Annotated in this window: 18 protein-coding genes; 13 read left to right on the top strand and 5 right to left on the bottom strand. The window is 66.2% G+C overall.

Annotated features, from left to right (window positions below; translation table 11 throughout):
- Nucleotides 1–30: 30 nt before the first annotated feature.
- Entirely contained in the window at nt 31–1,341 is a 1,311-nt protein-coding gene (locus tag C7I36_RS09410; protein WP_106453464.1) for an inosine/guanosine kinase, read from the bottom strand.
- A gap of 184 nt (nt 1,342–1,525) precedes the next feature.
- Between C7I36_RS09410 and C7I36_RS09405 the strand changes: the two genes are divergently transcribed.
- From C7I36_RS09405 to C7I36_RS09390, 4 genes are all read left to right on the top strand, one after another.
- A complete protein-coding gene (locus C7I36_RS09405) occupies nt 1,526–1,894 on the top strand; it encodes a thiol-disulfide oxidoreductase DCC family protein (protein ID WP_106453463.1) in 369 nt (122 codons plus the stop codon).
- Between the two features lie 8 nt (nt 1,895–1,902).
- Entirely contained in the window at nt 1,903–2,889 is a 987-nt protein-coding gene (locus tag C7I36_RS09400; RefSeq protein ID WP_106453462.1) for an NAD(P)/FAD-dependent oxidoreductase, read from the top strand.
- 100 nt (nt 2,890–2,989) lie between these two features.
- The gene (locus tag C7I36_RS09395; protein WP_106453461.1) at nt 2,990–3,406 is read left to right on the top strand and encodes an arsenate-mycothiol transferase ArsC; all 417 of its coding nucleotides are present in this window, start codon (nt 2,990–2,992) and stop codon (nt 3,404–3,406) included.
- A complete protein-coding gene (locus tag C7I36_RS09390; protein ID WP_106453460.1) occupies nt 3,400–3,753 on the top strand; it encodes a metalloregulator ArsR/SmtB family transcription factor in 354 nt (117 codons plus the stop codon). Before C7I36_RS09395 ends, C7I36_RS09390 begins: the two co-directional genes overlap by 7 nt.
- A gap of 4 nt (nt 3,754–3,757) precedes the next feature.
- Here C7I36_RS09390 and C7I36_RS09385 read toward each other — a convergent pair whose 3' ends face one another.
- Together C7I36_RS09385 and C7I36_RS09380 are read right to left on the bottom strand one after the other, a co-directional pair.
- On the bottom strand, nt 3,758–4,666 hold the full coding sequence (locus tag C7I36_RS09385; RefSeq protein ID WP_106453459.1) for a LysR family transcriptional regulator: 909 nt from the start codon (nt 4,664–4,666) through the stop codon (nt 3,758–3,760).
- 203 nt (nt 4,667–4,869) lie between these two features.
- Nucleotides 4,870–6,927, bottom strand: coding sequence for a TonB-dependent receptor domain-containing protein (locus C7I36_RS09380; protein WP_106453458.1), 2,058 nt, complete (start codon nt 6,925–6,927; stop codon nt 4,870–4,872).
- Nucleotides 6,928–7,272: 345 nt separating this feature from the next.
- On the opposite strand from C7I36_RS09380, the gene C7I36_RS09375 reads away from it, so the two are divergent.
- The 5 genes from C7I36_RS09375 to C7I36_RS09355 all read left to right on the top strand — a co-directional run bounded on the left by C7I36_RS09375 (nt 7,273) and on the right by C7I36_RS09355 (nt 15,028).
- Nucleotides 7,273–9,486 carry a TonB-dependent receptor domain-containing protein gene (locus C7I36_RS09375; RefSeq protein ID WP_106453457.1) on the top strand — a complete coding sequence of 738 codons (2,214 nt, stop codon included), beginning with the start codon at nt 7,273–7,275 and terminating at the stop codon, nt 9,484–9,486.
- 139 nt (nt 9,487–9,625) lie between these two features.
- Nucleotides 9,626–10,426, top strand: a complete 801-nt coding sequence (locus C7I36_RS09370) for a putative metalloprotease CJM1_0395 family protein (RefSeq protein ID WP_106453456.1) — start codon at nt 9,626–9,628, stop codon at nt 10,424–10,426.
- A 149-nt stretch (nt 10,427–10,575) separates the two neighbouring features.
- Nucleotides 10,576–11,733, top strand: coding sequence for an efflux RND transporter periplasmic adaptor subunit (locus C7I36_RS09365; protein WP_106453455.1), 1,158 nt, complete (start codon nt 10,576–10,578; stop codon nt 11,731–11,733).
- Nucleotides 11,733–13,661, top strand: a complete 1,929-nt coding sequence (locus tag C7I36_RS09360) for a MacB family efflux pump subunit (RefSeq protein WP_106453454.1) — start codon at nt 11,733–11,735, stop codon at nt 13,659–13,661. Before C7I36_RS09365 ends, C7I36_RS09360 begins: the two co-directional genes overlap by 1 nt.
- Nucleotides 13,662–13,663: 2 nt before the next feature.
- Complete coding sequence (locus C7I36_RS09355; protein WP_106453453.1) at nt 13,664–15,028, top strand: efflux transporter outer membrane subunit; 1,365 nt, start codon at nt 13,664–13,666, stop codon at nt 15,026–15,028.
- Here C7I36_RS09355 and C7I36_RS09350 read toward each other — a convergent pair.
- Nucleotides 15,025–16,443: an aminotransferase-like domain-containing protein gene (locus C7I36_RS09350; protein ID WP_106453452.1), complete on the bottom strand. Its 1,419-nt coding sequence runs from the start codon at nt 16,441–16,443 to the stop codon at nt 15,025–15,027. The two genes, C7I36_RS09355 and C7I36_RS09350, sit on opposite strands and share 4 nt — an antisense overlap.
- A gap of 102 nt (nt 16,444–16,545) precedes the next feature.
- Between C7I36_RS09350 and C7I36_RS09345 the strand changes: the two genes are divergently transcribed.
- The 4 genes from C7I36_RS09345 to C7I36_RS09330 all read left to right on the top strand — a co-directional run bounded on the left by C7I36_RS09345 (nt 16,546) and on the right by C7I36_RS09330 (nt 19,764).
- A complete protein-coding gene (locus C7I36_RS09345) occupies nt 16,546–17,430 on the top strand; it encodes a DMT family transporter (protein ID WP_106453451.1) in 885 nt (294 codons plus the stop codon).
- Nucleotides 17,431–17,481: 51 nt separating this feature from the next.
- Nucleotides 17,482–17,982: a M48 metallopeptidase family protein gene (locus tag C7I36_RS09340; protein WP_106453450.1), complete on the top strand. Its 501-nt coding sequence runs from the start codon at nt 17,482–17,484 to the stop codon at nt 17,980–17,982.
- 113 nt (nt 17,983–18,095) lie between these two features.
- Nucleotides 18,096–18,710 carry a c-type cytochrome gene (locus tag C7I36_RS09335; RefSeq protein ID WP_106453449.1) on the top strand — a complete coding sequence of 205 codons (615 nt, stop codon included), beginning with the start codon at nt 18,096–18,098 and terminating at the stop codon, nt 18,708–18,710.
- A 1-nt stretch (nt 18,711) separates the two neighbouring features.
- Entirely contained in the window at nt 18,712–19,764 is a 1,053-nt protein-coding gene (locus C7I36_RS09330; RefSeq protein WP_106453448.1) for a c-type cytochrome, read from the top strand.
- Nucleotides 19,765–19,811: 47 nt separating this feature from the next.
- Here the strand turns inward: C7I36_RS09330 and C7I36_RS09325 are convergent, their stop codons facing one another.
- Nucleotides 19,812–21,086 carry a mechanosensitive ion channel family protein gene (locus C7I36_RS09325; RefSeq protein WP_106453447.1) on the bottom strand — a complete coding sequence of 425 codons (1,275 nt, stop codon included), beginning with the start codon at nt 21,084–21,086 and terminating at the stop codon, nt 19,812–19,814.
- Between the last annotated feature and the right edge of the window lie 108 nt (nt 21,087–21,194).

The following is a 21,194-nucleotide window of genomic DNA, read 5'->3' as shown; positions in this document are numbered from 1 at the left end:
TGTAACGGAAATATCGCACACATCCGCCGTCTATGCCTCGCCGGCCCAGTAGGCCTCCTCCAGCGAGTCCTCCCGCTCGGGCAGGCCGCGGGACAAACGGGGCGAGTGCTGTACCAGCACCTCAAAGCTGACCCGGTTGGCGTATTTGCTCACCTGGGACAGGGAAGAATAGGTCAGGTGCCGGGCCCGGTGCTTGGCGCTGCCGGGCACGTTCTGGCGGTGGTAGTCGTTGGCGGCCATGTCGTGCAGCAGGGCGGCCAGGGCGGCGTCGCCGGCGCCGTTGGTGTTTTTGATGCGCGCCGGGCCGCCCATGTAGGGCGAAATATGGGTGTAAATCCTGCGCGGCCGGCGGCAGTCGGCCCGGCGCATGGGGCGGGAGTATTCAAAGCGGTTGAACTCGGGGATCCTCCCCGGCAGCAGCGGCCGGCTGGTTTCCCTCAGCTGTTCCTCGTCCGCATGGCCGGCCAGGTAGAGCCCGGCCGGGCCGGCGGTGCACAGTACCAGGTCGGCCCACTCCAGCACCCGGTCGCAGGCGGCGAGCGGGTCGGCCTCGCCGGTCAGCGCCAGCCCCTCGTCTTCGTTCATCGCCACCAGGGTCACATGGTCGCGGATGAACTGTTGCCACCAGTCCCGGCGATCCTCGACGATAAAGCGAGTGCCCATGGTGAGCACCACCGGCACCCCGGCCTGGCGCGCCCACTCGGCCGCCTGCCGGGCGCTGTCGGCCATGGGCTCGTGAGCTTCGCAGCGCATCAGGTAGGCGGTCAGCACCAGCGCCGAGGCGCTCTGGATTTGCTCCCGGTCCAGGTGGTCGGGCGACAGCCGGTCCATCATGCCCTTGTTGATGGCAAAGCTGCGTTCGCCGTCCGGGGTGATCAGGGTGATGCACTGGCCAATGGAGCCGGCCACCGGCTGCAGGTAGTTGAGATCGACCCGGGACGAGGTGGTGCACAGGTAACGGTAGGCGGACGTGCCCACCCTGATGGTTTCGCTCATCACCCCGAACAGCACGGATCTGTCGTCGGCCAGCACCGAGTAGTTGTGCAGGGTGTTGCCTATGGTGCCGCCGGCAAATTCGGACACGATAAGCCCCTGCTCGAGCAGCTCACGGTAGATGGCATCGGCCCGCTCGGGAGCCAGCAACAGGGAATGGCCCCGGGACAGGCCGTGGCGGGCCAGGAACTCGGGCTCCACATGGGCTTCTATGTCCACCAGCACCTGATCGATGCCGCACACATGGCCAGACACCGGCTTGTTGTCGGGCAGCAGTTCGCTCAGGCGCGGATCGCGGGCTTCCACCGGAAAAAAGTGCTTGTGCTTGCGCTGGCCGGGAAACTTCATGTTTCTTTACCTCAAGAAAACGATCGGCGGAGTCTAGCAAAAAGCCCGGGGCACCTCATCAGGCCACTAAAAAATCAAACGTTTACGCCCAAAATGAATTGTCGCCTGCTTCAATGAAAGACCCCGGCTCCCGGTCCGGTCAAGCACAAAACCGGTATTGCCGGCACTGTGATTCGGAGTAAGCATGCTGACCGTATTTTTCGATGGCCGCTGCGGCCTGTGCCGCCGGGAGATTCGTTTTTATCAGCGCCGGGCCCGCGCGGGCAGCATCCGCTGGCTGGATGTGTGGCAGCACGGGGACGACATGGCGCGCCATGGCCTCGGCCTGGAGCAGTGCCTGCAGCAGCTGCATCTGCTCGACGAACATCAACGGCTGCACACCGGCGTGGACGCCTTTGTGCTGCTGTGGCGGCAGGTGCCGCCGCTGCGCCCGCTGGCGCGCCTGGCCGGGCTGGCCCCGGTGCGGGCACTGCTGGCCCTGGGCTATCGCCTGTTTCTGTGCTGGTACCGGCGCCGCCCACACCTGCGTGCCTGCCGTCCACCTCAATCCTAAGGAAATTCATGAAACCCAGTATTGCCGTTATCGGCGCCGGCCTGGCCGGCCTGACCCTGGCCCGGGAGCTGGCCGGCCAGGCCGAAGTAACCCTGTTCGAAAAGGCCCGGGGCCTGGGCGGGCGCATGTCCACCCGCCGCCAGGACGACCGCCAGTGGGATCACGGCGCCCAGTTTTTTACCGCCCGCAGCCGGGCATTCCGCCAGTTGCTGGCCCCCCATATCGCTGCCGGCACCGTAGCCGAGTGGCACCCAAACCTGACGACCCTGAGCCCGGAAAAGCCGCCGTTCAAGCGGCCCTGGTTCGAACCCCACTATGTGGCGGTACCGGGCATGAACGCCCTGCTCAAGGCCATGGCGGCAGGCCAGGAGGTACGGCTGCAGACCCGGGTGGCCCACCTTCGCCGCCGGCCCGACGGCTGGCAGCTGTTCGACGAGCAGGACGGGGATCTGGGCACCTTCGATCGGGTGGTCAGCTCGGCGCCCCTGCCCCAGACCCGCGAACTGCTCGGCCCCCACCTGGCCGAACCCGACGCGCTTGCGCCCTACGCCATGGCGCCCTGCTACGCCCTGCTGCTGGCGGTGGACGCCGCCGCCCTGCCGGCCTGGGACGCGGCCCGGGTCAACCACGCGCCCCTGCGCTGGATTGCCTTCAACCATCGCCTGCCCGGGCGCGGCCCGGCGGGCAGCGTGGTGGCCCATTCCACCCCGGAGTGGGCCCGGGAGCACCTGGAGCATGATCAGGACTGGGTGCAGCAGCAGCTGACCGAGTCTTTCCTCGCGCTGACCGGCCTGCCGGTCCGGGCGATTGCCGGGGCCCGGCTGCACCGCTGGCGTTATGCCCTGAGCAACGAGCCGGCGGAGCCGGGCGAGGGCTATGTGCTGGACCCGCAAACCGGGCTGGCGGCCTGTGGCGACTGGTGCCTGGGCGGGCGGGTGGAAGCCGCCTTCCTCAGCGGCCGCGCCCTGGCCCGGGCCCTGTCCCGGCGCCCATAACGCAACAAAATGACAACATGATGACGCGGCGTTCGGTTGTCGTTGACATGGCAAAGTCCGTATATATGATGTTGCCATCATTCTGGACCCAGATTACGTCATGACTCGTGTGCTTTTTGTATGCCACAGCAACGCCGTCTGTTCTCCTATCGCCGAGGCCCTGCTCCGACACCTGGCCGCCGACCGCTATGACGCGGCCAGCGTCGGCGTCGTCCCCGCCCCGGCCATAGATGCCAATGCCCTGGCCGCCCTTCACCGCCTGCACGTCGATACCCAAGGCCTGCACAACAAGGGCCTGGACAGCATTGCCGATCAGTATTTCGATATCGTCATCAGCCTGTGCGAGCAGGCCGAAGACGCCGCCCGCGCCATTCCCGCCGATCGCTTTATGGCCTGGCATTTCGACGACGCCCACTGTTGCAGCCAGCCCGAGGCCAACAAGGTGGTGCACGAAATTTACGAGCGCATCAAGCTGCTGGTGCTGGTCCAGGACCGGCAGGAGAAAAGCCTGTGGTAGTCCCGGCCCCGCTGCGGCTGTTCAAGAGCCTGTCGGACGACACCCGGCTGAAGCTGGTGCTGATGATCATGGCCGAGCAGGAAATGTGCGTGTGCGAAATGGCCCACGCCCTGGACGAAAGCCAGCCCAAGATCTCCCGCCACCTGGCGCTGCTGCGCCAGAACGGCCTGCTCGCCGACCGGCGCGAAGGCCAGTGGGTCTATTACCGCCTGGCGCCCGGGCTGGATCCGGGCAGCCTGGCGGTGCTGCGCGCCACCCTCGAACACTTCCGGCCATATATCGACCTGCCCCTCCAGCGCCTGGCCCGTATGGGCAACCGGCCGGAGCGCCAGCGGCTGTGCTGCTGACCCCCTACTCCCGGTAACGCCATTCCTCGGGCAGCGACTTGCGCAGGTGCGCCAGCAGTGCCGTCACCTTTTTCGGCTGGCGGCCGAAGGAATAAAGCAGCCCCACCGGCCGCGCGGCCAGCCGCCAACGGGGCAAGCAGCGGCGCAGGCTGCCCGTATGCGCCAGCTCGTAGGATTCGGCGTTTTGCACCGGCAAAATGCCGATGCCCTGGCCCCGGGCGATGGCGTCCAGCTGGGGAACCAGATGATCCACCTTCAGCCGCGAAGGCGGCGGCTGCACGATGACGTCGCCTTCCTGTTCATGATGCAGCGCTACTCCCTCCCCCGCCTCGCCAATCCAGTCGACCCAGGCATGGGTGGCCAGTTCGCGCGGATGCTCGGGCTCGCCCCGGCGCGCCAGGTAGTCGGGGCTGGCGTAGAGGCCGCAGGTCCAGAAGGTGAGCACCTCGTGGCGCAGGCCGCATTCGGGATCCCGCCCCACCCACAGCCAGATTTCGCCCTGGCCCTCGCCCGGGCGCGGCGGCCGGGTTTCCGTATGCAGGCTGATGCGCATGCCCGGATACAGCTCCAAAAACGCCTCCAGCGAACGCGGCAGCCAGCCCCGGCTGCAGCAGGCGTGCACCCGCACCACCAGTTCACCGCTCACTTCCTCGCGCAAGTCGTCCATGGCCTGCCGGCTCTGCTCCGCCAGGCGCAGCATCTGCCGGCTGTATTGTTCAAACAGCACCCCGGCCTCGGTGGGCAGCAGCCGGTTGCCCTGGCGGCTCAGCAGCGGCTGCCCCAGCCGTTGTTCGAGCATGCTCAGCCGCCGGCTCAGGGTCGATTTGGGTATACCCAGTTGCCGGGCCGCGGCGGTCAGGCTGCCCAGCGCCATGACGGTGGCGAAACCTTCCAGTTCCTGTAAATCGTGCATCGCAAACCATGAGATCAAGTGGGCCGGACGGAAGGCTACCGCCGCGACCGGGTTGGATTGAGGCGGCGCTCCCTGCCCTGTTCCATATTCCGGAATCCGGATTTGGCCCCATCCTAAACGAAACAGGCGGACTTTTTAATCATTAAATGAATGATTTTGCGAACCATTTCTATTTACTTTTTGAGTAAAAGGAAAGGGGGTCTTTAAAAATCGATGCTGATGCCCAGGTTGACCCGGCGGCCGTCCAGCACGGCGCCATAGGTATCGTTGGTGATCTCCTTGTCGGCAATGTTGTAAATGCCGGCGGTCAGATCGGTAGACGGAGTGAGCGCATAGACCAGGCCCGCGTCAAAGAAGGTGTAACTCGGCGTGCCCTCGGCCATGCTGGTCCGGCTGAGAAAATCGCTGGTCTCGCCCCGGTAGTTGGCCTGGGCCCACAGGTTGAGCCGGTCGCTGCTCTGCCAGTCGAGGCTGGCGTTGGCCATGTGCTCGGGCAACTTGTTGAGGGGCTGGCCTGCAAAATCGCCGCTTTTCTGCTCCGACTCGGTATAGGTGTAGCTGGAACTGAGGTGCAGATCCCGGGTGAGATCGTAATCCAGGGTCAGCTCCACCCCTTGCATAGTGGCGTCGTCGACGTTTTCGCGGGTGCTCAGGAACAGGTAGTTATTGCCCCCGAAGGCACAGCTCCAGGTGCCGGGATCGTTGCGATCGCCACCGGCGGACTCGCACAGGCGGCTTTCCGATATCTTGTCCTTGAAGTCGGTGCGGAACACCATCAGGCTGGCGTTCAGGCCAGCTTCCCGGCTGTTGTAGGCCAGGCCGGCCTCGTAGCTGGTGCTTTTTTCCGGCTCCAGATCCGGGTTGCCGATAATCAGGGCGCGCGGATGGGGCGCGGGCGAGCCACCGCCGCCGGTGCCGCGGCCAAAGCCCTCGGTGGCCTCGGCCAGGCCCGGCTGTTTGTAGCCGGTGGATACCCCTCCCTTCAGGGTCCACCGGGGCGTGAGGTGATAGGTGGCATAAACCCGCGGAGTCAGGTGACCGCCGAACAGCTCGTCGTCGTTATAACGCAGCCCCGTGGTCAGGTTGAGGCTCTCGGTGACCGACCATTCCGCCTCGGCATAGAGGGCCGCAATCCAGCGATCTACCTGGGCCACGGCGCCGGGCACATTGCTGGTAAGCAGGCCGTTGGTCTCGTCGGTAAAGTCCTCAAACTTGTACTGTCCCCCCAGGGTCAGCACATGCTCACGCCAGAAATAGCTGCCTTGGGTATTGAAAATGGTGACTTTTTCTCGCTTGGTCAGATCCTGAACCCGCTCCGACACGTCGTGCTGTACATAGCTGCTGAGTTGCAGATCGCCATACTCGCCATCGTGCGACAGCACATATACGTCCTTGTGGAAGGTGGTGCTGGAGCCGGTGCCGGCAGCGGCCACGCTCTTGCCCGGGGTGCTGGTTTCATCCAGGGCGGCGGTATCGTAGGCCAGCCCGATTTCGTTGGTGTCGTCCGGGGTCAGTATCAGCTTGACGCCACCTTTCTTGCGCCGGCTTTCCGGGGTACTGGCCGCACCGTCGCTGCCGCCGGCAAAATCGCTCTCGTCGGCCCCCTGCCAGCTGCCGTTGACCCGGGCGCTGAGCAGGCCGGCAATCAAGGGGCCGCCCGCAAACAGGCTGACCTGCTGCTCGTCGTTGCTGACATCATTGAAGGATTTGGTGTAGTCGGTGCTGATGGTGCCGCTCCAGGTGTCGCCGGTCTTGCGGGTGATGATATTGATCACCCCGCCCATGGCTTCGGAGCCATACAGGGACGACATAGGGCCGCGGATCACCTCGATGCGTTCAATCATCGAAATCGGCGGCAGGGCAATCTGCTTGCCGCCGTCGCTGCCGTTGGTGTTGACCGCGCGCCCGGCGGACACCGGTTTGCCATCCACCAGGTACAGGGTATAGGCCGGCGCCATGCCCCGGATGCTGATGTCCTGGGCCTTGCCGCCGCCGGTGACATGGACGCCGGGAATGTTGTTGACCGCGTCGGTAATGTCGGTGTAGGCCTTTTTTTCCAGCTCCTCGCGGCTGATCACCGAAATGCTGGCGGGGGCATCGGCAATATTCTGCTCAAAGCCGGCGGCCGTCACCACCACCGTTTCCAGGGCGGTAACCTCATCGGCCAGGGCCTGGCCGGCCAGGCCAAGCAGGATCAGGCCCAGGGCCTGGGTCAGGGTGCTTTTCGCAAAGGGGACGGGAGCTTGCAAAGGCTCGGACATGGGATGGACTCCTTGATGACGGCTCTGTCTGGGTATGTTTCTGCAAAGGACGCCAATGATAATTATTCTCAATATTTTTTATAGCATGGTGTGCTAAACATCCTGTTGCAGAAAGCGGAACCCGGCCGCAATCGGGCGGCCAGCCCGGGTATAACGGCAAGCAGGGACACCGGCACGGCAAGGCGGAGCATTGTGGGCGCCGCCATTCCATCCGGCGGAACAAGATGTTCCATTTTTTCGGCTCACTCCCGGGGAACTATTTCCATACAATGCCACTGCTTTGATAATCATTATCATTACTATGTTTCTTATCGCCAGCCGGCATCTTTGTACAGGAGAGTAGAAATGCCCACGCCCAGCCGCCTTGCCAGTGCCATTTCCATGGTGTTGCTGAACGCCGTCGCCGTCAGCACCGTCCAGGCCCAGTCCACCCAGGTATTCGATACCGTGGTGGTCAGCGCCGCCGGTTTCGAACAGGACGTCAAGGACGCGCCGGCCAGCATTACCGTCATCGGCCAGCAGGAACTGCAGCAGAAGCGCTACGGCAACCTGGCCCAGGCCCTGGACGGGGTGGAAGGCATTGATATTCGCCAGGGCACCGGCAAGACCGGCGGCCTGAACATCAGCATGCGCGGCCTGCCCAGCGAATACACCCTGATCCTGATCGACGGCCGCCGCCAGAATACTTCCGGCGATGCCACCCCCAACGGTTTTAACGACACCTCCACCAGCTTTGTGCCGCCGCTGTCCGCCATTGAGCGCATCGAGGTGATCCGCGGCCCCATGTCCACCCTGTATGGCTCCGATGCCATGGGCGGGGTGATCAACATCATCACCAAAAAGGTGGCCGACGAATGGAGCGGCTCCCTGGATCTGGACCATACCTTCCAGCAGGACCGCGACTACGGCGACAGCAGCAAGGCCAGCTTTTACGCCAGCGGTCCGCTGCTGGAAGACAAGCTGGGGCTGGCGGTGCGCGGCAGCGTGTTCGACCGGGCCGCTTCCGATCTGACCTTTGACAACGGCAGTACCGTCAACAAGCGCGGCGTTTCGCCGGTGGAAGGCCGCAACTACACCCTGGGCGGCCGCCTGACCCTGACCCCGAACGAGCACCACGATATTTCCCTCGATGTGGAGCGGGGCCGGCAGGTCTATAACAACGACGACTGCCAGTTGGGCAACCTGGACGGCAAGGGCGGCGGCAGCGCGACCGACGGCTGTACCACCGACGCGCCCACCCAGGCCAATGGCTATAAGGACGAGCTGCGCTTTGAACGGGATCAACTGGCCCTGCTGCACACCGCCCGCCTGGGCTTTGGCACCCTGGACAGCAGCATTACCCACAACACCACCGAAACCCTGGGCCGCACCATTCCCGGCGGACGGGTCGGTCAGTCCAGCTTCAAGCCCATTGGCAGCAGCTACGACGGTTTTCCCTCCATCATTGTGGGCAACGATCGGGAGCTGAAAGCCACCGAGCTGGTGATCGACAGCAAGCTGGTGGCCCCCATCGGCGAGGCCCATATCGCCACCGTCGGCGGCCAGTGGCAGGATGCCGAGCTGAAAGACGGCATCGCCACCGAGACCTTCGAGCAGACCTCCTGGGCCCTGTTCGGGGAAGATGAATGGCTGCTGCGGGACGATCTGGCCCTGACCCTGGGCGCCCGCTACGATCATCACGAGGCCTTCGGCGGCCACGTCAGCCCCCGTGGCTACCTGGTGTGGACCGCCAGCGACAACTGGACCCTGAAGGGCGGCGTCAGCCGGGGCTACAAGACCCCCAGCCTGAACGACCTGCACGACGGCATCAACGGCATCAGCGGTCAGGGCGCGACCATTACCATCGGCAACCCGGATCTGCAGCCGGAAACCACCACCAGCACCGAAATCGGCGCCTACTACGACAACCTGGCCGGCTTCAACGCCAACGCCACCCTGTTCCATAACCAGTTCGATGACAAGATTGCCGAGGGCAACTCCGTCAGCGATCCGCTGTGTGCCGGCAACACCGGCGGCACCTGTACCCAGCTGGTCAACGTTGACGAGGCCGTCACCCAGGGCCTGGAGCTGGCCGCCGGCTGGCAATTCGCCCCGGACTGGAAACTGTCCGGCAACTATACCTTTACCGACAGTGAGCAAAAGAGCGGAGCCAACCGGGGCGAGCCCCTGACCAACACCCCCAAACACATGCTCAATGCCAGGCTGAGCTGGAACACCACAGAGCAACTGACCCTGTGGCTGCAGGGCGAATACCGCAGCGATCGCGCCCGCTTCCTCAGCAAGCGTGAAAACCTGAGCGCCGACCAGCAGGCCCTGCTCGACGCGGCGGGCGATCTCAAGGGGTATGAACTGTTCCACCTGGGGGGCTCCTACCAGGTGTCCGACAACGTGACCCTGAACGCCACCATCTATAACCTGCTCGACAAGGACTTCACCACCGGCACCTACTACAACAACGGCGCCGACTGGGCATCCGACTACACCCAGAGCGGCCGCTCCACCGACGGCACCCTGGAAGAAGGCCGCCGCCTCTGGCTGTCTACCAACATCCGCTTTTAAGCCCTGTGCAAGTCCTGCCTAAGGCCCTCCCTGGAGGGCCTTTTTCGTTTGCGCCTTTCCCTGCCCGCCGTTATGGTGAATAATTGAACGTCTCAATCGAACCAGTTTCCCGGCCCGCGCATTGATATTCGGAGTGCCCATGAACATCGACCACCGGCTCAATGATCCGCTGTTTGCCCCGACGCCCCCCACCGGCGCCCAGCCACGCCAGGACAACGACCAGCGCGAGCGGGTGGCCCCGGCCGCCGAGACCGATGCCTTTGCCGGCCAGGACCAACGCCGGGAGCGCGGCAAGGATGAGGTTGCCCTGTACGATGCCCGGGGCCAAAAAACCGGTCCTGATAACGCGACCACCAAGGCGGCCGAAGAACAGGCGGGCCAACCCGAAGACGACCCGCAAACCGCCGAGGCCCAGGCCCGCCCCAGCAAGCCCTCCGGCGAGCCCATGAGCGAGCAGGAAGTGCTGGAGCTGAACGATCTCAAGCTGCGGGATCAGGAAGTGCGCACCCATGAACAGCAGCACGCCACCGTAGGCGGCCAGCATACGGGCGCCCCCAGCTACGACTACCAGACCGGCCCCGATGGCAAGCAGTACGCCGTGGGTGGCGAGGTACAGGTGGATCTGTCCCCGATTCCCGGCGATCCCCGGGCCACCATCGACAAGATGCGGCAGGTCAAGGCCGCGGCCCTGGCCCCGGCCGAGCCTTCCCAGGCCGATCGCAACGCCGCCGCCCGGGCCGACCAGCATATTCGCGAGGCCCAGTCCGAACTGCGCAATCCCGACCCGGAGCAGGCCACCACCGCCGGCCCCGCCAAAGCAGAACCCGATACCGGACAGCCGCAACAGGACAGCCAGATGGCACTGCACAATCAGGTGATTGCCGGGGTCTACGGCAAGTCCACCCAGGTACAAAGCCAGAGCCTGCTCAGCCTGGCCTGATCCTCCCTTATTGCATCCGCCCTCTTTTCCGGTGCCACCCGCTTCGTTGTGGCACTTTGTCTTTTTCTGACACACTTTAGCGACATTTTGCGGGTTGAATATGCCCATCCCCGTCCGGCCGCCCAAGGCCGGCCTGTTCAGGACTGCCCATGACAACATTGAAAAAAACCGCGCTGTTCCTGGCGCTGGCCGCCGGCCTGGCCCTGGCGACCCATCAGTGGCTTGGCCGCAACACCGACCCGGCCGGCACCTCGCCGGTCACCGCCGCCGTGCAGCGCGGCGACCTCAGCGATCTGGTCACCGCTACCGGCGTGCTCCAGCCCAGCGGCTATGTGGACGTGGGCGCCCAGGTCTCGGGCCAGCTCAAGGTGATCCATGTGGAAGTGGGCGACCAGGTCGGCGCCGGCGATCTGCTGGCGGAGATCGATCCCACCGTTTACCTGGCCCAGGTGGATGCCAGCCGCGCCCAGCTGCGCAACCAGCGGGCCCAGCTCAAGGACCGGGAGGCCCAGCTTGCCCTGGCCCGGCTGCAGTACCGGCGCCAGCAAAACCTGATGGCCGACAACGCCACCTCCCGGGAGGCACTGCAAAGCGCCGAGGCCGGCCTGCGCTCGGCCGAGGCTCAGGTGGAAGCACTCGGGGCGCAGATTGCCCAGACCGAATCCAGCCTGCGCGCCGACGAGGCCAACCTGGATTACGCCCGCATTCATGCCCCCATGGACGGCACCGTGGTCAGCATAGAAGCGCGCCAGGGCCAGACCCTGAACACCAACCAGCAGGCCCCCACCCTGATGCGCATTGCCGACCTGGCCACCATGACGGTGCAGGCCAAGGTGTCGGAAGCGGACGTGGGCAAGCTCAGGCCCGGCATGAAGGTGTATTTCACCACCCTGGGCGAGCCCGGCAGGCGCTGGTACAGCGAGCTGCGCCGCATCGAGCCCACCCCTGTGGTGGAAAACAACGTGGTGCTCTACAACGCCCTGTTCGACATCGACAATCCCCAGGGCCGGCTGATGTCCCAGATGACTACCCAGGTCTTTTTTGTGCGGGCCGAAACCGAAGACGTCCTGCTGGTGCCGGTGTCGGCGCTGCGCTTTGCCGGGCAAAATGGGCGCGACAGGGCGCGGATCACCGTGCTTGGCAACGACGGCGCCCTTCAGGAGCGCGAGGTGCGGGTGGGCGTGAGCAACCGCATCCAGGCCGAGGTGCTGGACGGACTCGAGGCCGGCGAGCAGGTGGTGCTGAACGTGGCGCCGGCCGGGGAAGAAGGCGGCGAGCGCCGCTCCGGCATGAGGATGCGCTTCTGATGGGCGCGCCACTGATCTCCCTCCATGGCATCGCCAAGCAATACGGCGAAGGCGAGCTGGCCACCCGGGTGCTGCACGATATCAATCTGGTGATCAACCGGGGCGAGTTCGTGGCCATCATGGGCAGCTCCGGCTCGGGCAAGTCGACCCTGATGCATATCCTCGGCTGCCTGGATCGGCCAAGCGGCGGCCAGTACCGGCTGCTGGGGCGGGACGTGGCCAGCCTGAGCGGCGACGAGCTGGCGGCGCTTCGCCGGGACACCTTCGGTTTCGTGTTCCAGAGCTACCACCTGCTGGGTGGCCTGAGCGCCCGGGAAAACGTGGAAGTACCGGCACTGTACTCGGGCCTGTCCCGGGCCGAGCGTAAGGCCCGGGCGGAGCAACTGCTGACGACCCTGGGGCTGGAAAACCGCCTGGGCAACAAACCCAGCCAGCTGTCCGGCGGCCAGCAGCAGCGGGTATCCATCGCCCGGGCGCTGATGAACGGCGGCGACATCATCCTCGCCGACGAGCCCACCGGTGCCCTCGACAGCCACAGCGGCGCCGAGGTGATGGCCCTGCTTACCGGCCTGGCCCGCCAGGGCCACACCGTGATCCTCATTACCCACGATCCCAAGGTGGCGGCCCAGGCGGATCGCCGCATCGAAATCAGCGACGGCCGCATTATCGCCGATCCGGGCCCGGCCAGCGCGCGGGAAGACACCGCAGTCCCTGCCCGCCCCCGCCCCGCCGGTTCGCTCGCCACCGAGCTGCTGGAGGCGGTGCGCACCGCCTTTCGCTCCCTGCACAGCAACCTGTTCCGCGCCGCCCTCACCCTGCTCGGCATCGTCATCGGGGTGGCGTCGGTGATCACCATGCTGGCCATCGGCAACGGCTCCCAGCAGCAGGTGGTGCAGAGCATCAGTGCCATGGGCAGCAACCTGCTGCTGGTGCGCCCCGGGGCGCCCAACCAGTGGGGCCGGCGCGCCACCTCCACCCTGGTGGCGGCGGACATGGACGCCATCAAGGAAGTGGCCAACGTGGCGGCGGCGGTGCCGGAGATCGGCGGCGCCGCCACCCTGCGCTTTGGCAACCTGGACCACAGCCCCGAGATCAACGCCACCTCCGCCGACTTTCCCGCCGCCCGCCAGTGGGCCCTGAGCGCCGGCACCTTTTTCACCGCCGACGACGAGCAGAGCTACGCCACGGTGGCGGTGCTGGGCCAATCGGTGGTGGACGCCCTGTTCCCGGACACCGATCCCCTGGGCCAGTACGTCATGGTCAACAACATCCTGTTCCAGGTGATCGGGGTAATGGCGCCCAAGGGCGCCTCGCCCTGGGGCCAGGATCAGGACGACGTGGTGTTCGTACCCTACACCACCGGCGGCCTGCGGCTGTTCGGCCAGCAGTTCCTGCGCAGCATCACGGTGTCGGTGGACGACGTGGCCCGCATCGGCGACACCGAGGCCGAGATCCACCGGCTGCTGCTGGCCCGCCACGGGGTGGAGGACTTTCAGATCCGCAACATGTCGTCCATTATCGACACCGTCTCCGCCACCACCCGCACCTTCACCTGGCTGCTCGGCTCCATCGCCGCCATCTCGCTGCTGGTGGGCGGCATCGGGGTGATGAACATCATGCTGGTGAGCGTGACCGAGCGCACCCGGGAGGTCGGTATCCGCATGGCCACCGGCGCCCGCCAACGCCACATACTGCAGCAGTTCCTCACCGAGGCACTGGTGGTTTCGGCCCTGGGCGGCGCCATCGGCGTGGTGCTGGGGCTGGCCGCCGCCGCCCTGGTGGGCCGCTTCGAGATCCCCGTGTATTTTTCCCTGTCGCCGGTGCTGCTCGCCTTCGGCTGCGCCTTTGTCACCGGCCTGGTATTCGGCTGGCTGCCGGCGCGCAAGGCCGCCCGGCTCGACCCCGTTATCGCCCTGGCTTCGGAGTAACCATGACCGTATTATCCCCCCGCCCCCTGTCCCTGCTGTTGCTGCTGGCCCTGACCGGCTGCGCCCTGCCCGGCGGCGCGCCGCCGCCGGCGCCGCCCCTGGCGGAACAATGGCGCAACCCGGTCGGCGGCCATGCCGAGCTGGACCGCCAGTGGTGGCAGGGCTTTGGCTCCCCCGAGCTGAACGCCCTGATCGAGCGGGCCCTGGCCGGGGCGCCGGAGTTGCGCATCGCCGCCGAACGCATTGCCCAGGCCGAGGCCCAGCTCGCCGCCAGCGGCGCCTCGCTGTTTCCCAGCCTCAACGCCAGCGGCGACGCCAGCCGCAGCTGGTCCGATGCGAGCGTCGGCGAGCGCAGCAGCCTGGGGCTCAGCCTGGGCTACGAGCTGGATCTGTGGGGCAAGAACCGGGCCGCCCGGCTGGCCGCCGACGCCAATGTCAGGGCCAGCCGTTATGACTACGAGAGCGCCCGCCTCAGCCTGACCAGCGCGGTGGCCACCACCTGGTTCCAGTGGCTGGCCAGTCGGGAGCGGCTTGGCATCGGCGAGGCCAACCTGCGCCTGGCGGAAGACAACCTGGCCATCGTCGAGGCCAAATACCGCCACGGCGCCAGCGCCCTGAGCGAGGTGCACCGCCAGCGCAGCGCCGTGCTCAGCCAGCGGGCCAGCCTGGGGCCCCTGCGCGAGCAGGCCAGCCAGGCCCGCTCCGCCCTGGCGGTGCTGCTGGGCGAATCGCCCCAGCAGTTCGAGCTGGCCGACGCCGGCCTGATGCAACTGCAACTGCCGGCCGTGGCGGCCGGACTGCCCGCCGAGCTGCTCGCCCGCCGCCCCGATCTGGCCAGCGCCGAGGCGGCGCTGCTGGCGGCGGACGCCAACCTGGCGGCGGCCCGGGCCGCCCTGCTGCCCGGCGTCAGCCTCACCGGCAGCGGCGGCCTGGCCTCCGATGCCCTGCTGTCGCTGGCGGATCCCAGCCGCAGCCTGAGCCTGGGTGCGTCCCTCAGCCAGGTGCTGTTCGACGGCGGCCGGCTGCGCGCCCAGGTGCGGCTGAACGAGGCCCGCCGCCGGGAGCTGGCCGAAAGTTACCGCCAGGCGGCGCTTATCGCCCTGAAGGAAGTGGAGGACGCCCTCGGCAACCAGGCCCTGTACCGGGAGCAGGAAAGCCAGCAGCGGGCCATCGTGGCCGAGGCGCGGGAAACCCTGCGCCTGACCGAGCTGCGCTACCGGGAAGGGGCCGAGGAACTGCTGGCGCTGATCGACGCCCAGCGCACCCTGTTCAGCGCCGAAGATCAGCTGGCCAGCCTGCGCCAGAGCCGGCTGGACGCCGCTCTCGGCCTGTACAAGGCCCTCGGCGGCGGCTGGCGGGCCGGCTAGCAGCCGGCCAGGGCCAGCTCCAGCCCGCGCCATACCGCCTCGTGCTGGCAGTGGGCGATATTGATGCGCATAAAGTCGTCGCCATTGTCCTGGCTGCTGAAATGGCGCCCCGGGGCCAGCAGTATGTCCTGCTCCGCCGCCCGCCGGCTGAGCCGGGCGGCACCAATGCCCGCCGGCAGGCGGACCCAGCAAAAAAAGCCGCTCGCCGGCTTGTGGGCCAGGCGGCAGCCAAGGGACTCCAGCCGTTCGAACACCGGATGGCGTACCTCGTCCAGCCGCCGGCGCAGTTGCTCCACATGGCGGCGATAGCGGCCGCCGGTCAATAGCCGGTACATCAGGGTTTCGGTGGAGGGCGGCGTGGACATGCCGGTGATCAGCTTGATGTCGGTCAGCTCGGCGATAACGGCCGGGTTGCCGACCAGAAAGCCGACCCGGAAATCCGCCGACAGGGTCTTGGACAGGCTGCCCAGGTACAGCACCCGCTCGAACCCCGCCAGGCTGGCGTAGCGGGAGGCCCGCTGGGTATCGAAATCCGCGTAGATGTCGTCTTCCAGCAGCCAGCACTGGTGCCCGGCGAGCAGGCTCAGCACCTTGTGTGCCCGGTTGCGGCTGACGCTGGCGCCGATGGGGTTGGACAGCACCGAGTTAGTGATGTAGAGCACCGGTTTGTGTTGCTCCAGGGCCAGTTTGAGCGCCGCCAGGTCGGGGCCTTCCAGCTCCCGGGGCACCGCCACCGGCACCGCCCCCACCAGCCGCAGCGCGGCGAGGAAATTGTAGAAACCGGGATCGTCCACCAGCACCCGGTCGCCGGGCCGCACCAGGGTGCGCAGGGCCAGATCCAGGCCGTGGGAGGCGCTGGCAGTCATCAGGATCTGCGCCGGATCCGCCTGAATGTCGATCTGCTCCAGCCGCAGGCCAAGCTGGCGGCGCAAGGCCGGGTGGCCCTGGGCGGTGCCGTATTCGGTGAGCGGCGCCGGCTGGCGGGCCAGTTCGCGTAGCGCCGAGCGAATGTCCTCGTCGCCCAGCCAGCCGCCGGGCAGGCAGCCGCTGCCGGGTTTGAAACGAAACCGCTCGGTGTCCATCACCTGGCGCAGCAGCGCCACTTCCTGGGCCATGGCGCTGCCCGAGGCGTCCACCTCCAGCGCCAGCCGGCGGGTTTGCGGGCTGCGCGCCACGTACACGCCGCTGCCCTGGCGGCTGACCACCAGGCCGGCGGCCACCAGCCGCTCGTAGGCGTCGGCCACGGTGAAGCGGCTCACTTCCAACTGTTCGGCCAGGGCGCGGATCGAGGGCAGTTTTTCCCCCGGCTTCCAGCGTCCTTCTCCTATGGCCTGGGTGGCGTGGCGCACCAGCTGCTCCACGAAGGACTGGCTGTCGGCCTTGTCGAAGGCCCAGTCGGCGGCGGAAATTGTCATGGCGAAGCTACCTGTACACTCGGGTCATTTTTATAGGAAGTGTCCTGATTGTCCGGTAGTAAAGCGGCTAAGCTGGCCAAAAGCAAGCAACCGGAGTCCGCCATGAAGACCAGCAGCCCCCCTTCCCTCGATACCCGTCCCCTGCTCGGCATGGCCTGGGGCCTGCTCGGGGTCATGACCTTTTCCGCCGGCCTGCCCGCCACCCGCATCGCGGTGCAGGAAATGCCGGCCCTGTTCGTGGGCGCCGGCCGCGCCGGCCTGGGCGGGGTGCTGGCCCTGCTGCTGCTGGCGGCCACGCGCCAGTCCCTGCCGAGCGGCCACCAGTGGGCCCGGCTGGCGGTGGTGGCCGCCGGGGTGGTGTTCGGCTTTCCCATCCTCTCCTCCCTCGCCCTGGAAACGGTGTCGGCCACCCACAGCGTGCTGGTGACCGCCCTGCTGCCCCTGTGCACCGCCCTGGCCGGCGCCTGGCTGCACCGGCACCGGCCGAAGCCCGTGTTCTGGCTGTGCGCCCTGGCGGGCACGGCGCTGGTACTGCTCTACGCCGGCCAGCAGGCCCAGGGCCATTGGCAGCTGGCGGATCTGTGGCTGTTGCTGGCCTGCGTGCTGTGCGGCCTGGGCTATGCGGAAGGGGCCCGGCTGACCCGGGAGCTGGGCAGCTGGCAGGTGATCTGCTGGGCGCTGGTGCTGTCGCTGCCGCTGCTGGCGCCGCTGATCTGGCTGAGCCGCCCCGAGCCGGCCCTCACCAGTCCGGCGGGCTGGCTGAGCTTTCTCTACCTCGGCAGCTGCAGCATGTTCCTGGGCTTTTTCTTCTGGTACAAGGGGCTGGCCCTGGGCGGCGTGACCCAGGTCAGCCAGGTGCAATTGCTGCAGCCCTTCGGCGCCCTCTGGTTCGCCGCCTTGCTGCTGGGCGAGCCTGTTTCGGCCCAGGCCATCTGGATCTGCCTGGCCGTGGTGGCCTGCGTGGCGTTGGGCCGGCGCTACGCCTGAGCCAGGGCTTGCCTCTATAATGGGGCTCATGACCACCGGCGGAGAACCCCATTGACGACCCCCAATTATCTGGCCGGCTATCCGGACAGCCTTCAGCAACAGGCCCGCGAGCTGCTCGCCAGCGGCAGGCTGGGCACTTACCTGGAGCGAAAGTATCCCCAGTCCCATGGCGTGCAGAACGACAAGGCGCTCTATGACTATGTCAGCGGGCTGAAAAGCCGTTACCTGAAAAAAACGGCGCCGCTCAGCCAGGTGCGCTACGACAGCAAGCTCAAGGTGCTCAAACAGGCGCTCGGCATGCACACCTACCAGTCGCGGGTACAGGGCAGCAGGCTCAAGGCCCACAACAGCATCACCGTCGCCGCCCTGTTCAGGGAGGCGCCGCCGGAATTCCTGCGCATGATAGTGGTCCACGAGCTGGCCCACTTCAAAGAGAAGGAGCACAACAAGGCCTTCTACCAGCTGTGCTGCCATATGGAGCCCGACTATCACCAGCTGGAGCTGGACACCCGGCTCTGGCTGCTGTGGCGGGAGCGGCAGCCCCCCGCCTGATCCCGCTGCACCCCGGTCTTAACCACGGCGTTTATGTGGGAACTACGTATACCTCCGTCCGGCGCCCGGCTCTAAAATAACAGTTGGGTAACACAAGCCAGGACAACAACAATATGAACAGAACCAGACTATGGGGAGCCTTGCTGGGCCTGAGCGCCGTCCCCGCGCTCGCCGAAATGCCGCCCCAGGCGGCGGTGTGCATCAGCTGTCATCAGGCCAGCGGGCTGGGCATGCCCAACCTGGCTCCCTCGGTGGCGGGCATGCCGGCATCCTACCTGGCCGAGCAGTTGCGCCACTTCCAGAACGGCGAGCGCGACAACGCCATCATGAAACCCATGGCCATGATGCTGGACGACGCCGGTGTTGAGGCGGTAAGCCAGTGGTTCGCCAGCCTGCCGGTCAGCCTGCCACAGGATCCGGCGTTCCGGGGTGAAAAGCCCGGTCCCGACCAGATGGCGCCGGGCGAAAAGCTCGCCTACCAGGGCGACTGGCAGCGGGACCTTCCCAGTTGCGTGGCCTGCCACGGTCCCGAAGGCGTGGGTGTAGGAGAGGTATTCCCGCGCCTGGCCGGCCAACACGCCGACTATATAGAGAGCCAGCTCAAGGCCTGGCAAAGCGGCAGCCGCGCCACCGATCCCCATGGACTGATGGCCCCGGTGGCCAAAAAACTGACCGCGGAAGAAATTACCGCCGTCGCCAGCTACTTCGCCAGCCTGGGAGGCCAGTAACATGAACCGAATTTCTGCCATTATGCTGGGCCTGTCGCTCGCCGGTGCCACCGCCGCCCAGGCGGTGGACACCGCCAAACTGGCCATTCAGGAAGAGCTGCCGGTGGGCAAGGTGGCCGGTGACTATCCGCCTGCTCCGGGCTGGGACAAACTGCCCGAGGGCGAGTTTGGCGAAAAGGTGATTCGCGGTTACAACTACTTCATCAACACCCAGGCGCTGGCCCCCGAGTTTGTAGGCAACGGCCTGAACTGCGTGAACTGCCACATGGACGCCGGCAAGAAGGAAAACGCCGCCCCCCTGTGGGCCGCTTATATGAGCTACCCCGCCTTCCGGGCCAAGAACAACAAGATCAACACCTATGAAGAGCGAATCCAGGGCTGTTTCCTGTTCTCCATGAACGGCACCCCGCCCGGCCACCTGGATCCGGCACTGGTGGATCTGTCGGCCTACGCCTACTGGCTGGCCCAGGGCACCCTGACCGGCGAGGCCTTCGATCCGGCCGACATGGTCATTCCCAGCGATGAAGATCTGGTCAAGGGCGGCAAGCGCGACGATTTCCCCTTTATGCCGGCCTACCTGGAAGCGGGCGGCAGCAAGGAGCCGGCCCTGCCGGGACGGGGCTATCCGGTGATCGACGAACCGGCCCAGGCGCCGGACATCGCCCGCGGCAAACAGGTCTATGAGCAGGAGTGCTCGGTCTGCCACGGCGCCAACGGCGAGGGCCAGAAGGTCAACGATCGCTATGTGTTCCCGCCCCTGTGGGGCCCGGACACCTACAACTGGGGCGCCGGCATGCAGCGGGTGAACACCGCCGCCTACTTTATTCACCAGAACATGCCCCTGGGCCAGCCCGGCAAGCTCACCGAACAACAGGCCTGGGACGTGGCCATGTACCTCGACACCCATGAGCGGCCCCAGGATCCCCGCAACCAGGGTTCACTGGAAGAAACCGTTGAGCAATTCCACGGCGGCCACAGCCAGTACGGCAAGGAAGTGAATGGCAGCGTGCTGGGCACCGCCAGCTACCCCAACCATCCCAACCGCCCCCAGTAAGCAAAAAGGCCGGAACCCCGGCCTTTTTCATGGTTGCGCATCGGCGATCAGCCTGCTTCCCGGTAGCCGGTCATCCGGCCCTGCCCCTCGCCCAGGGCGCGCATGTCGTAACCGGTGGGGGTCTGGTGTACCCGCAGCCCGAACTCGGGCAGCACCGCGAAGATATGGTCGAAAATGTCGCCCTGGATGCCCTCGTATTCCACCCACTTGGTGGTGTTGGTAAAGGCATAGATTTCCATGGGCACGCCGTTCGAGCCCGGCTCCAGCTGGCGCACCATCAGCGTCATCTGCTGGTGGATGCGGGGGTGGGCCCGCAAATAGGCGTTGAGATAGGCGCGGAAGGTGCCCAGGTTGGTCAGCCGGCGGCCGTTGACCAGGGAGGACAGATCCGCCTGTTGCTCGCTGTTGTGGCGGCCCAGCTCCTGCACCTTGTCGTCCAGGTAGGGCGCCAGCAATTGCGCTTTGTGCAGCCGTTTCAGTTCGCTTTCATCCAGGAAGTGCACGCTGCTGGCATCCAGGTGCAGGCTGCGCTTGATGCGCCGGCCGCCGGATTCGCTCATGCCGCGCCAGTTCTTGAAGGAGTCGGAAATCAGCGCATAGGTGGGGATGGTGGTGATGGTGTTGTCCCAGTTGCGCACCTTGACCGTGGTCAGGCCGATGTCGATAACGTCGCCGTCGGCGCCGTACTTGGGCATTTCCAGCCAGTCGCCCACCGACAGCATCTGGTTGGCGGACAGCTGGATGCCGGCCACCAGCCCCAGTATGGGATCCTTGAACACCAGCATGGTGACCGCCGTCATGGCGCCCAGGCCGCTGAACAGGATCACCGGCGACTTGCCGATCAGCACCGACACCATGAGGATGCCGATAAACAGCGCCGCCACCAGCTTGATGCCCTGGAACAGGCCGCGCAGGGGCAGGTTGCGGGCAACGCTGGACTGGGCCGAGATACCGAGCAGGGCATCGAGCAGGGAAAACAGCGACAGCAGGCCGAACAGCAGTATCCACAGGTGAGTGATGGTCTGGATCACCGCCAGGGTGAGGGTGCCGCCGCTCAGCCAGAGCCCGGCCTGCACATAGATGATGACCCCCTGCAGGGTAAAGGCCAGGCGGTTGAACAGCTTGCTGTCGAACAGCGCCTGTTTCCACCAGTGGCGGGAACGCCGGGCCAGCCGTTCCACCGCCCCCAGCACCAGCCGGTGCAGCACCAGGTGCACCACCACCGAAGTGAGGATGATAAAACCCAGCACCAGCAGCAATGAGATAAGATCGGTAAATTCCAGTTGGTAGGCTTCGAGCCACTTCATGACGTGTGCCTGCATAGACGACTCCCAGGGTAATGGTGATGGCCGGCGCGGGCCGGCCGTTGTCCCACAAGGCTAAGGAAATGGCCGGCGAGGTCAAGGCCGGGCATGCCCGCCGGCTCCGGG

The sequence above is a fragment of the Zobellella taiwanensis genome (assembly GCF_003012795.1).
Taxonomy (GTDB): domain Bacteria; phylum Pseudomonadota; class Gammaproteobacteria; order Enterobacterales; family Aeromonadaceae; genus Oceanimonas; species Oceanimonas taiwanensis.
The sequence above is the reverse complement of the archived record's forward strand: the minus strand, read 5'-3'. Positions and strand labels throughout refer to the sequence as shown.